This window comes from Bradyrhizobium sp. (assembly GCF_049512235.1).
GTDB lineage: Bacteria > Pseudomonadota > Alphaproteobacteria > Rhizobiales > Xanthobacteraceae > Bradyrhizobium.
In genome coordinates, this window is record NZ_JBEKXH010000194.1 from 1 (window position 1) to 11,706 (window position 11,706).

Genomic DNA, 11,706 nt, shown 5'->3' on the forward strand with positions numbered 1-11,706 from the left:
TTATCTTATGGTCATATCTTACTGCCGCGGCCATCTAAACGCATGATCGACAGTGCTGGACTCGGTACCACAGCCCTAACCATGCTTTCACAGAAACAGGAATTTGCCTACACTGCCTGCTGCCGGACGGCTTAACGTGGCAGCGCCAGAGGTCGGTCAATGAAGTTCGCTCGCGCCGTTTGCGCCGCCGTGTTGCTGCTGGCGGGCAGCGCCGCGGCGCAACAGGGGGACAAGGCCATATCAAAGACCGCGATCAGTCTGGGGACGGCGACGCCGGGTGGCGGTTTCCCGCTCTATGGCCAAGTCTTCGCCGAAGTCATCAACGCGGCCGATCCGACGCTTTCGATCCTGCCGCGCAACACCAAGGGCAGCAACGAGAATATTCCGCTACTGGAAGCGGGCCAGCTTGATATCGCGCTGGTCGCCGGCGAGCCCGCCTACGAGGCCTTCATGGGCATCGGCCGGCCGGCGTCGCATCTGAAAATCCTGACCGCGATCTATTCCAGTCCCGGCATGTTCGTGGTGCGCGCGGACAGCCCGTACCGGACCATCCGCGATCTCGAAGGCAAGCGGGTTGCTTTCGGTGTGCGCGGTTCCGGTCTGCCGATCCTGTCGCGCTATGTGCTGGACGCTCTCGGCCTCAAGCAGGACGACGACTTTCAATCGATCTATCTCGATCATGCCGGCGACGGCCCGGCGATGGTGCTTGACGGGCGGGTCGACGCGCTTTGGGGCGCCGGCATCGGCTGGCCCGGATTCACGGCGGTGGCGGAAAGCGAAGGCGGCGGCCGCTTCATCGCACCTGACGCCGAGGAGATCGCGCGCATCCGGGCCAAATACGGTTTCCTAAAGCCCCTGACGGTGCCGGCCGGCAGCTATCCGAAGCAGATCGCGCCGATCAGTTCGGTCGGCTCTTGGAGTTTTGTGCTGGCGCGCGAAGCCCTGCCGGACGACGTCGCCTACCGGCTGGCGCGGGCGCTGCATGGCGCCGAAGGCGCGCTCTGCAAGAAGCTGGCGCAGGCCTGCGAAACCACGGCGCCGAATACGGTTGCCGCGGCGCCGAGCACGGAGCTGATCCATCCCGGTGTGCTCAGATACTTCCGCGAGATCGGGGTGATGAAGTAGGCGACGCCGTATCGCTGCCGGCGCACTACTTCTTCACCAGCGAGCACGCCGGATCGGGCGGGCCGAACGCATCCGAGCCGGAAATTTTCGCCAGGATCTTGTAATAATCCCAGGGATATTTGGACTCTTCCGGCTTCTTGACCTCGACCAGCATGAGGTCGTGAACCATCAGATTGTCCTCGCGCAGCCTGCCGTTGCGGGCAAAGAAATCCTCGACCGGCATTTCGCGCATCTGCGCCGCCACCTTGAGCGGCGCATCGGTGCCGGCCGCCTTGATGGCGTTGAGATAGTGGATGACCGATGAATAGACGCCGGCCTGCCACATCGTCGGCATCCGGTTCATCTTGGCGAAATAGCGCTTCGACCATTGGCGGGTCTTGTCGTCCATGTCCCAGTAGAACGATGTCGTCAAAAGCAGGCCCTGCGCCGCCGGCAGCCCAAGCGAATGGATGTCGGTGATCAAAGCGAGCAGGGCCGCCATCTGCTGGCCGCCCTTCAGCACCCCGAACTCGCCGGCGGTCTTGATCTCGTTCATGTTGTTGGGGGGACCGGCGGCGATGCCGATGATCTTGGCTTTGGAGGCCTGCGCCTGCAGCACGAAGGATGACAGATCAGGGGTCGCCAGCGGCGGGCGCACCGATCCCAAAACCTTGCCGCCGTTCTTGATGATCACGGCCGAAGCGTCGCGTTCGAGCGAGTGGCCGAAGGCATAGTCGTCGGTAATGAAGAACCAGCTGTCGCCGCCGCGCTTGACGACTTCCTGCGCGGTTCCGACCGCGAGCGCGCGGGTGTCGAACACCCACTGCATCGCATAGGGCGAGCAGAACTTGCCATGGAAATCCGCTGCGCCGGTGGAGTGGGCGATGAACAGCTTCTGCTTTTCGTTGGCGACGTTCTGGACCGCGAGCCCCACCGCCGACACCGGAACGTCGACGATGAGGTCGACCTGTTCGGTGTCGTACCAGCGCCGCGCAATGCCGGCGCCGATATCCGCCTTGAGCTGATGATCGCCGACCACCACGCTGATCGGCTTGCCCAGCACCGTGCCGCCGAAATCATCCACCGCCATCTGGGCCGCGGTCACCGACCCCTGGCCGGTCGGCGTCGACGCCGGGCCGTTCATGTCGGTGAGCACGCCGATCTTGACCACATCGTCCGAGATCTGGGCCCGCGCCGCCGGCATTGACGATAGCGCGGCCGCGAACGCCGCGAGCATGGCAATATGTCTGGCTGAAAGCAAAGCTGTCTCTCCCCCTTGGGTTCGGCGCGTGGCCGTATCGCTTGACCGGGCGCCGAAGGCGCCGGTTCTTGTTCCGTCGTTTACTCCGCAAGCCGCCGCCAAACCAGGCGACGGTTCATGCGCACCAGGCGAGAGAGAACAGGCGGCCTCGCCGGGTTTGCAAGTCCCTTCCCGCACTTTTATGCATAAACCTCGCTTTGTTCAATCGATTGACAATGGCAGGACCTTGTCGAACAACGCCTCCCGGAGCGAGCGATGTCGAACCCTGTGAGCGCCTGGCAGCTGATCCTGAGCGGCGACGCCGCGCTGTTTGCGATCGTACGGCTTTCGCTGGCGGTCAGCCTGTCCGCCGTCGTTCTGGCCGCCTTTGCCGGTCTGCCGCTCGGCGCGCTGCTCGCTTTGACGCGCTTTTCCGGGCGATCGGTGCTGGTCGTGCTGCTCAACGCGCTGATGGGATTGCCGCCGGTCGTGGTCGGGCTTGCGGTCTACCTCTTGTTGTCGCGGTCCGGGCCGCTCGGGGTTTTGGGCCTTCTGTTCACGCCAACCGCCATGGTGATCGCCCAGACCATCCTGATCGTGCCGATCGTCGCGGCATTGACGCGGCAGACTATCGAGGATCTCTGGGTCGAGTATCGCGACGAACTGACCGCGATGGGCGTCGGTCCATTTGGCCGCATGACGACGCTGTTGTGGGACGCCCGCTTCAGCCTGCTGACGGCGTTGCTGGCCGGATTCGGCCGGGCCGCCGCAGAAGTCGGCGCGGTCATGATCGTCGGCGGCAATATCGACGGCTTTACCCGCACCATGACCACGGCGATCTCGCTCGAGACCTCGAAGGGCAATCTGCCGCTGGCGATGGGGCTGGGGCTGATCCTGGTCGCCATCGTGCTCTTGATCAACGCCGCGGCCTGGGGAACGCGCGCCTGGTCCGAACGGCAGGCGGGGTGACGATGCGGGCGCCTTGCAGTGATCTTCCCCTCGTTCTCGACGACGTCTCGTTGCGGGCCGGCTCAACCACCCTCCTGAAGCGTGTGAGCCTGACGATTCTGCCGGGCGCGCCGACGCTGATCATTGGACCGAACGGCGCCGGCAAGACCAGCTTGCTGCGGCTCTGCATGGGGCTCACGGCACCCTCGAGCGGCCGCATTAGCTGGGGGGGCCGCGGCAATCGCGCGCCGGGGCGCCGCGCTATCCTGTTTCAGCGCCCGGTGATGCTGCGAAGGACTACCGCCGCCAACATCGCCTACGCGCTGGCGCAGGCCGGCATTCCCCGCCAGCAGCGCGCCCGGCGCGTGGCGGCCCTGCTGCAACGCGTCGGACTTTCCGAACTGGCGCAGCGGCCGGCGCGGCGGCTTTCGGGCGGCGAGGCGCAGCGACTGGCGCTGGCACGGGCGCTGGCGCGCGACCCGGAAATCCTGCTGCTCGATGAACCCACCGCCAATCTCGATCCGGCCGCGACCCGCGGCGTCGAGGAGATCATCCTGCTGGCGGCGCAATCCGGCATCAAGATCGTGATGGCCTCGCACGATCTTGGCCAGCTGCGCCGGCTCGCCGGCGAGGTGATCTTCATGGTCCGTGGAGCGCTGTGCGAGCGTGGTCCGGCCAAAGACTTTTTCGATCAACCGGCAACACCGGAGGCCGCCGCCTTTTTGCGCGGCGACCTCGTCATTTGATTGGCGGAGGAGATTCCGATGCAATCGCGGTTTTCAACGCTCGCGTTCACATTCTTGCTTGCCATCATCATCGGCGATCCGCCCGCGATCGCCGCGGACCGCTCGATCGTCGTGGCTTCGACCACCTCGACGCAGGATTCCGGGCTGTTCGGCTATCTGCTGCCGCTATTCAAGGCCGCGACCGGAATTGAGGTGAAGGTGATCGCGCAGGGCACCGGCCAGGCGCTCGACACCGCGCGGCGCGGCGATGCCGACGTCGTGTTCGTCCATGCCAAGGCGCAGGAGGAAAAATTCCTCGCCGAGGGATTTGGCGCCAAACGTCATGACGTGATGTACAACGATTTTGTCTTGATCGGGCCGCGCGACGATCCGGCCGGCGTCACAGGCAAGGATATCGAGGCCGCGCTGAAGGCCATCCAGGCCACGGCCGCGCCCTTCGTTTCGCGCGGCGACAGATCCGGCACCCACTCGGCCGAACTCGCGCTCTGGAACCATGCCGGTATCGATATCGCAGCCAGCAAGGGCCCCTGGTATCGCGAGATCGGGCAGGGCATGGGAGCGGCGCTGAACACCGCCAGCGCGATGGGCGCCTATGTGCTGTCCGACCGCGGCACCTGGATCTCCTTCAAGAACCGCGGCGATCTCGAAATCGTCGTCGAAGGCGACAAGCGGCTGTTCAATCAATATGGCGTCATGCTGGTGAACCCGGAAAAATATCCCTCGGTGAAGCAGGAACTCGGCCAGGCCTTCGTCGACTGGCTGATCTCCGGGGAGGGCCAGGCCGCGATTGCCGGCTACAAGATCGACGGCCAGCAATTGTTTTTTCCCAATGCGGCGAAGAAAGGGTCGTGACATATGATCCAAACCCAACGCCTGCCGGCCGCGCTCACGCCGCTCGAGACGGCGGTCGCGGCGTTGCTTGATGGCCTCGAGCCGGTCGCGCCGGTTGCGCTTCCGCTCCTGGAAGCCTTGGGCTGCGTGGCGGCGGAGATGCCCCCGCTCAAGGCGATGCCGCCATCTGACATCGCTGCCGCCGATGGCTTTGCACTGCGGGCGCGCGATCTCGTCGGCGCGTCCTCCTATTCGCCGCTGCCGCTGCGGCAGCTTCCGCACTGGGTCGAAGCCGGCGACCCCATGCCGGAGGGTTGCGACTGCGTGATCGATGCTGCTTGCCTCGATCAGACCGGCCCGATGGCCGAGGCGTTGGCGGAAGCCATCCCGGGGCAGGGCGTTCGCCGAAGGGGCGGCGACATCACAGAAGACGCTTCCGTCATCGCTGTCGGGCGGCGCCTTGGCCCGCTCGATCTCTTGATCGCGCGCGCGGCGGGACTGGAAAAGATCAATGTGCGCCGCCCGCGCCTGCGCCTCGTCAATATTCCGGCGACCTCGGGCCACACCATGACAGCGCAACTGATCCTTGAAGCCGCAGGCGCGGCTGGCGCCGACGTTCTTGTTATCTCGGCCAGACAACGCGATGCGCTTTCGATCGCCGAAACGATCGACGCAAGCGCGTGCGACGTTCTCATCACGATAGGCGGCAGCGGCGTCGGCCGCACCGATGCCGCCATCACGGCGCTGGCGGCGCGCGGCGAGCTTGTCGCGCATGGCATCGCCTTGCAGCCCGGCCGGACTGCCGCGGTCGGCAGGATTGGAAACATCCCCGTCATCGCGCTGCCGGGCGCACCGGATCAGGCGCTCGCGGCATGGTGGGCCCTGGTCCTGCCGGTGCTGGACCGATGGTCCGGGCTTCAGCCATCACGGAAGGTTATGCTGCCGCTGGCCCGCAAGATTGCCTCCAGCGTCGGTATCGCCGAGGTCGTCCTGCTGGAAAGAAGCGCCGGCGCCTGGCTGCCGCTGGCGGTTGGCGAGCTGTCGATCGAACTCATCGCTCGCGCGGATGCCTGGCTTTTGGTTCCCGGCGGTTCCGAGGGTTATGCGGCGGGCACGCCGATGGATGCCCATATGTTGCGGGATGGATAGGAGACATGACCCATGCTCCCCTGCCGAAAAGAGGGCCTGATGTTTTGGAATCAGGCTCGGGGGAGGGGGGCGATGCGCCGTTATCGCTGAATGCGCCGGGGGCGACGCTGGCGATGCTCTTCCTGCGAGGCATCCTGCTGAGCCTGAAGGCGTTGAATGAATATATTCGCCGCGCGCAAAATATGATTGCGACTCAGGCTCTCGGCTTCGGTGCCGTTGCCGGCGACGATCGCATCGAGGATTGCCGCGTGTTCTTGCAGAATTGTTCGCGGCATCTGCGCATCGTCCCGCAATACCTCGCCCATGACGCGACGTAGATAAGGCCAATGTGGCGCCGTGGTCTCGCCTATCAGGGGGTTGCCCGACAGTTCGTTGATGAAGGTATGGAATTGCATGTCAGCTTCGATTTGTTCGTGAAGAGAGCCGCTTCTAACCGCGGCACGGCCCGCTTCGAGAAGCGCTGGTCCCTCGGTCCTTGCCCGTTCCGGGCTAAGCTCAGCGGCCATCCTCGCGGCCAGGCCGTCCAGCATCGCCCGTATCTCATAGAGGTTCCGAACAAAGCCCACGTCCAATGGCGATACGATCAGGCCCCGGCCAGGGGCCTCCCGAACCAGCCCTCGGTCCCGCAGAAGTAACAGGGCCTGCTGAACCGGCTGCCTCGAGACGCCATAGGCCCGGGCGAGCTCGTCCTGGATCAGTCGCGTGTTAGCCGGCAGCTCGCCGTCGACGATCTCGGAAACAATAGCATTTACAACCTGTTCCACCAGAGTGGGGTGAGTTTGAACCTGCGACATCGGGGCTCCGAACGATTCTTTTTTGCCTTTTATCACCGCAGCGCAAAAAAGCTATTGCATTGCATTCGAATTCAGAATATGAATTCTGTATTCGAATTCAAGCCACGAAAATGTGGATTTTCACGGGGAGGTTGCAATGCGAGCGGTTAGCCGTCGGGTGCTTCTGAAATGCGCGGTTGGGGTCGGTGCAATTGCGGCCGGTGCGCTCGTCAAGAGTCCAGCGGTTCGCGCGCAGGCCGCCCCAATCAAGCTGAAATTTGGCAACGACCTTCCCGCCACGCATTCGGTCAACGTGCGGCTCAAGGAAGCTATCGAAGCCATAACCGCCGACACCAAGGGACAGGTTGCGATCAGCCTGTTCCCCAACAATCAACTCGGCAGCGACACCGACATGATGACGCAGCTGCGTTCTGGCGCGCTCGAACTCGCAACCATGCCCGGTACCGTTCTGTCGACCTTGATCCCCACAGCCTCGCTGACGGGTGTCGGCTTTGCCTTTACGAGCTACGACAAGGTGTGGGCCGCGATGGACGGCGAGGTCGGCAACTTCATCCGACGTAATATCGAGAAGGTGGGGCTGGTTCCGTTCAACTCTACCTGGGACAACGGCTTCCGCCAGATCACCAGCAGCACGCATCCGATCAAGAGCCCCGAGGATCTTGCCAATTTCAAAATCCGTGTGCCCGTCGTGCCGCTTTGGGTATCGATGTTTTCCTCGCTGGGCGCCGCCCCTGTCAGTATTCCCCTCAACGAGGCTTACTCCGCGCTGCAGACAAAAATTGCGGACGGTCAGGAAAACCCACTCGCCCTCATCGAGTCTGCAAAATTCTACGAAGTTCAGAAGTTCTGTTCACTGACCAACCATGCTTGGGACGGCTTTTGGCTGCTCGCCAGCGCACGGATCTGGAAGGGCGTTCCGCAAGATGCCCAGCAGGTCATGCAGAAGCATTTCAACGCCGCCGCGATCAAGCAGCGCGCCGACATCGTCGAGGCAAATGCCGATTACCAGAAGACCCTCGAATCAAAAGGACTCGCTTTCAATACAACCCAGGCGGAGGCCTTCCAGGCGGCGCTCGCGAAGACATCTTTTTACAAGGACGCAAAGGCCAAGTTTGGCGACGAAGCCTGGACGTTGCTGCAAAAATATGCCGGCAACATCGGTTGACCGCCATGCAGATAGCGGAGCAAGCCGGCGTCGAGCTGCCCCGGATGACCGGGGTCGCGGGCGCCCTGCAGAAAGCCGAACAATGGCTCGGCACTATCGTCGCGGGCGTCGCGGCGTTGTTGGTGATCGCGGAAATCATCGTGTTGTTCACCGGTGTTTCCGCACGCTACCTTTTCCACAAACCGATCATATGGTCGGACGAACTCGCCGGCATTCTCTTTCTATGGCTGGCCATGCTCGGCGCGGTTACCGCATTTCAGCGTGGCGAGCATATGCGGATGACTGCCTTTGTAGGCAGGCTCAGTCCGAGCAGGCGGGCCTTCTTTGAGGTGCTCGCGGTCGCTGCGCCGCTGGCATTCCTCGCCCTCGTCCTGGAGCCCGCTTACGAGTTCGCGTCCGATGAGGCTATCGTCTCGACGCCGGCGCTCGACATTTCCAATCTTTGGCGAGCAGCGGCGTTACCGGTCGGGCTCGGGCTGATGCTTCTGGTCGCCCTTCTGCGGCTGTTTTCGTTCGGTAACTGGCGGATGTCCGGAGCCGCGGTGGGTGCCGTCGCCGTCGTCGGCGTGGCGCTTTATTTGCTGGCACCTGCTCTCGTCCCGCTCGGCAACATCAATCTTTTGATCTTTTTCGTGGTGCTGGTGGCGATCCTGGTTTTCGCTGCGGTCCCGATCGCCTTTGCTTTTGGGCTTGCGACCTTTGCCTACATCACGCTGACGACAAGCACGCCGTCGACCGTGGTGATTGGACGCATGGATGAGGGCATGAGCCATCTGATCCTTCTGTCGGTGCCGCTGTTCGTATTCCTCGGTCTCCTGATCGAGATGACCGGCATGGCGCGTGCCATGGTCGGCTTTCTTGCAAGTCTGCTCGGCCATGTCCGCGGCGGCCTTCAATACGTTCTGGTCGCGGCCATGTACCTGGTCTCTGGAATCTCCGGCGCCAAGGCCGCCGACATGGCAGCGGTGGCACCGGTGCTGTTTCCGGAAATGATCAAGCGCGGTGCGAAGCCCGGTGACCTCGTCGCGCTGCTGTCGGCCACAGGTGCGCAAACCGAAACGATACCGCCGAGCCTCGTCCTCATCACCATCGGGTCGGTCACCGGGGTATCGATCGCCGCACTGTTTACCGGCGGATTGCTGCCGGGGCTGGTTCTTGCGGTCATTCTGTGTGCCGTGGTCTGGCGGCGCTACCGCAACGAGGACCTGTCTCACGTCAAACGCGCCAGCTGGGGGCAGGCCGGGTCGGCATTTGTTGTCGCGCTGCCCGCGATCGCGCTGCCCTTCGTGATCCGCGCGGCGGTGATCGGCGGCGTCGCGACCGCGACCGAAGTGTCCACCATCGGCATTGTCTATTCCGCTCTCGCAGGCCTTTTGATCTATCGCAACTTCGATTGGCGTCGGCTGTACCCGATGCTGACGGAAACCGCCGCGTTGTCGGGCGCGATCCTGCTGATAATCGGTGCTGCTACCGGAATGGCATGGGCGCTGACGCAATCGGGCTTCTCGACCTCGCTGGCGGCGTTCATGACCGGCTTGCCAGGCGGCGCGCCGATGTTCCTCGCTGTGACGATCGTCGCGTTCATTATTCTGGGCAGCGTGCTTGAAGGCATTCCGGCAATCGTGCTGTTCGGTCCGTTGTTGTTTCCGATCGCGAAACAGGTCGGAGTTCATGAAGTGCACTACGCCATGGTGGTGATCCTGGCGATGGGTATTGGCCTGTTCGCGCCGCCATTTGGCGTCGGCTATTACGCCGCTTGCGCGATCAGCCGCATCCATCCCGACGAGGGCATCAAGCCGATGGTCGGCTACATGCTGGCGCTGCTGATCGGCACCATCGTCATCGCCGCTGTGCCCTGGATCTCCATCGGCCTGCTGCACTGAACCAACCACACTGTCATCATCAAACCCGAAGGGAGCAAATCGTGAAGGACCTCCTCAATTTCGGACAAATGCTCTCGGTGCACGCGCGGCTGCTGCCAAATCGCGTCGGTGCCCGGGATCTCGAACGTTCGATGACTTTCGCGCAATGGAACGACCGCTCGTGCCGGCTCGCCAATGCCCTGCTTGGCCTCGGCCTGTCCAAGGGCGATCGCGTCGCGATACTCGCCTATAACTGCGTCGAATGGTGCGAAATTTTTGCCGCGACGGCGAAGGCGGGTCTGGTCGCGTTGCCGATCAACTTTCGCCTGATGGGCAAGGAAGTTCAGTACATCGTCGAGAACGCGGAAGCCGCGGCCTTCATCGTTCAGGATGAGCTCGTCGGAATTCTCGAAGATGTCCGGAAGGATTTGCCGATCGGGCCCGATCGCTATATCCAGTTCGGCGCGCATCCGTGTCCTGCGGGCTATCGTGCATACGAAGACTTCCTGGCCGCAGCTAGCGCCAGCGAGCCGGAGCAGAATGTCTCGCTGTCCGATCCCTGGACCCTGATGTATACCTCGGGCACGACCGGCAATCCCAAGGGCGTGGTCAGAAGCCACCGTAGCGGCGTGTTGCTCTCGATGGTCACCGAGATCGAGCTCGGGCTGCACCGCAACGACGGCGCTCTGCTGGTCATGCCGATGTGCCACGCAAATTCTCTGAACTTCTTTGGCGCATTCGGCTATTGCGGCGGTGCAAACGTCATCTACTCCCGCAAGAGCTTTGACCCCGAGCATTTCGTTCGGACCCTCGCAGAGGGTGGCTCGACGTTCACATCCCTTGTGCCGACCCATTACATCATGATGCTCGGATTGTCGAAGGCCGTTCGCAGCAAATTCAATTTCGATGCCGTGACAAAATTGATGATCTCGTCGGCGCCTGCCCGCCCGGAGACGAAGCGTGAGGTAATGGAGATGTTCCCGAACTCCGGCCTGTTCGAGCTCTATGGCGCCACCGAGACCGGTTGGGTGACCATGCTTCACCCGCACGAGCAGTTTACCAAGCTCGGTTCGGTCGGCCGCGAATGCGTTGGTGCGGCGCCGATAAAGCTTCTGGACGAAGCGGGCAACGAGGTGCCGGACGGCCAATCCGGCGAGTTGTTCTCCTGCAACGCCCACACCTTCGATGGCTATTGGCGGTTGCCGGAAAAAACCAGGGAGGCGTTCCGCGGCGACTATTGCACGGTCGGCGACATGGCCCGGCGTGATTCGGAAGGCTACATCCAGCTGTCCGACCGCAAGAGCAACATGATCATCTCGGGCGGCGAGAACATCTATCCGTCGGAAGTCGAGGCTCTCCTGGGCGCGCATCCATCGGTCAAGGACGTCGCGGTTGTCGGGCTTCCCGACGAAAAATGGGGCGAGCGGGTCCATGCCGTGATCGTACTGCACGAGGGCGCCTCACTGACGGAGCGCGATTTGACCGAATGGTCGAAGGAGCGCCTGGCTGGCTACAAGCGTCCCCGATCCTACGCATTCATCGCCGAAAGCGAGATGCCGCGCAACGCCACGGGCAAGGTCCTGCATCGCGAACTGAAGAAGAAATTCACCAACTGACCATGGCAGATCTGTTGAACCATTTCGCTTCGGGCCCTGGATCAGATGCACGCAGTATTGAACTCGGCACTACCGATTTTCGCCTTGATCCTGACCGGCTTCATTTGCGGTTATTTCGGTGTGTTCGACAGAACCGCTACCGACAATCTGAATCGCTTTGCAGTCTACCTGGCACTGCCGTCGCTGATGTTCGTCGCGATGTCGAAGATTACGCCGGATCAGGTGCGCCAGCTCGGCTTTGTCGGGGCGTT

At 62.8% G+C, this 11,706-nt stretch carries 11 protein-coding genes; 9 read left to right on the forward strand and 2 right to left on the reverse strand.

The features are described from left to right. Positions 1 to 159 precede the first annotated feature (159 nt). A complete protein-coding gene (locus ABSG20_RS18665; protein WP_423865987.1) occupies positions 160 to 1,125 on the forward strand; it encodes a TAXI family TRAP transporter solute-binding subunit in 966 nt (321 codons plus the stop codon). A 25-nt stretch (positions 1,126 to 1,150) separates the two neighbouring features. Here ABSG20_RS18665 and ABSG20_RS18670 read toward each other — a convergent pair whose 3' ends face one another. Beyond that, a complete protein-coding gene (locus ABSG20_RS18670; protein ID WP_423865995.1) occupies positions 1,151 to 2,341 on the reverse strand; it encodes an ABC transporter substrate-binding protein in 1,191 nt (396 codons plus the stop codon). Positions 2,342 to 2,620: 279 nt separating this feature from the next. On the opposite strand from ABSG20_RS18670, the gene ABSG20_RS18675 reads away from it, so the two are divergent. From ABSG20_RS18675 to ABSG20_RS18690, 4 genes are read left to right on the forward strand one after another with little or no spacing between them, the layout of a single operon-like run. Further along, a complete protein-coding gene (locus tag ABSG20_RS18675) occupies positions 2,621 to 3,313 on the forward strand; it encodes an ABC transporter permease (RefSeq protein WP_423865988.1) in 693 nt (230 codons plus the stop codon). Between the two features lie 2 nt (positions 3,314 to 3,315). After that, positions 3,316 to 4,038: an energy-coupling factor ABC transporter ATP-binding protein gene (locus ABSG20_RS18680; RefSeq protein WP_423865989.1), complete on the forward strand. Its 723-nt coding sequence runs from the start codon at positions 3,316 to 3,318 to the stop codon at positions 4,036 to 4,038. An 18-nt stretch (positions 4,039 to 4,056) separates the two neighbouring features. Continuing rightward, the gene (locus tag ABSG20_RS18685; RefSeq protein ID WP_423865990.1) at positions 4,057 to 4,890 is read left to right on the forward strand and encodes an ABC transporter substrate-binding protein; all 834 of its coding nucleotides are present in this window, start codon (positions 4,057 to 4,059) and stop codon (positions 4,888 to 4,890) included. A gap of 3 nt (positions 4,891 to 4,893) precedes the next feature. Next, positions 4,894 to 6,018: a molybdopterin-binding protein gene (locus ABSG20_RS18690; protein WP_423865991.1), complete on the forward strand. Its 1,125-nt coding sequence runs from the start codon at positions 4,894 to 4,896 to the stop codon at positions 6,016 to 6,018. Positions 6,019 to 6,098: 80 nt separating this feature from the next. Here ABSG20_RS18690 and ABSG20_RS18695 read toward each other — a convergent pair whose 3' ends face one another. Next, entirely contained in the window at positions 6,099 to 6,812 is a 714-nt protein-coding gene (locus ABSG20_RS18695) for a GntR family transcriptional regulator (RefSeq protein ID WP_423865992.1), read from the reverse strand. Positions 6,813 to 6,948: 136 nt separating this feature from the next. On the opposite strand from ABSG20_RS18695, the gene ABSG20_RS18700 reads away from it, so the two are divergent. The 4 genes from ABSG20_RS18700 to ABSG20_RS18715 form a co-directional block, all read left to right on the forward strand. Next, entirely contained in the window at positions 6,949 to 7,977 is a 1,029-nt protein-coding gene (locus tag ABSG20_RS18700; protein ID WP_423865996.1) for a TRAP transporter substrate-binding protein, read from the forward strand. Between the two features lie 44 nt (positions 7,978 to 8,021). Further along, complete coding sequence (locus tag ABSG20_RS18705; protein ID WP_423865997.1) at positions 8,022 to 9,860, forward strand: TRAP transporter large permease; 1,839 nt, start codon at positions 8,022 to 8,024, stop codon at positions 9,858 to 9,860. 41 nt (positions 9,861 to 9,901) lie between these two features. Continuing rightward, positions 9,902 to 11,455 carry a class I adenylate-forming enzyme family protein gene (locus ABSG20_RS18710; protein WP_423865993.1) on the forward strand — a complete coding sequence of 518 codons (1,554 nt, stop codon included), beginning with the start codon at positions 9,902 to 9,904 and terminating at the stop codon, positions 11,453 to 11,455. A gap of 45 nt (positions 11,456 to 11,500) precedes the next feature. Beyond that, positions 11,501 to 11,706: AEC family transporter (locus ABSG20_RS18715; RefSeq protein ID WP_423865994.1), on the forward strand; the 206-nt coding region annotated here is incomplete at its 3' end.

Bases quoted from the DNA above. Each gene is read 5' to 3' on its own strand.
- ABSG20_RS18675 (WP_423865988.1), top strand. From the start codon at position 2,621: ATGTCGAACCCTGTGAGCGCCTGGCAGCTGATCCTGAGCGGCGACGCC.
- ABSG20_RS18705 (WP_423865997.1), top strand. From the start codon at position 8,022: ATGACCGGGGTCGCGGGCGCCCTGCAGAAAGCCGAACAATGGCTCGGC.
- ABSG20_RS18690 (WP_423865991.1), top strand. From the start codon at position 4,894: ATGATCCAAACCCAACGCCTGCCGGCCGCGCTCACGCCGCTCGAGACG.
- ABSG20_RS18665 (WP_423865987.1), top strand. From the start codon at position 160: ATGAAGTTCGCTCGCGCCGTTTGCGCCGCCGTGTTGCTGCTGGCGGGC.
- ABSG20_RS18695 (WP_423865992.1), bottom strand. From the start codon at position 6,812: ATGTCGCAGGTTCAAACTCACCCCACTCTGGTGGAACAGGTTGTAAAT.
- ABSG20_RS18680 (WP_423865989.1), top strand. From the start codon at position 3,316: ATGCGGGCGCCTTGCAGTGATCTTCCCCTCGTTCTCGACGACGTCTCG.
- ABSG20_RS18685 (WP_423865990.1), top strand. From the start codon at position 4,057: ATGCAATCGCGGTTTTCAACGCTCGCGTTCACATTCTTGCTTGCCATC.
- ABSG20_RS18700 (WP_423865996.1), top strand. From the start codon at position 6,949: ATGCGAGCGGTTAGCCGTCGGGTGCTTCTGAAATGCGCGGTTGGGGTC.
- ABSG20_RS18670 (WP_423865995.1), bottom strand. From the start codon at position 2,341: ATGCTCGCGGCGTTCGCGGCCGCGCTATCGTCAATGCCGGCGGCGCGG.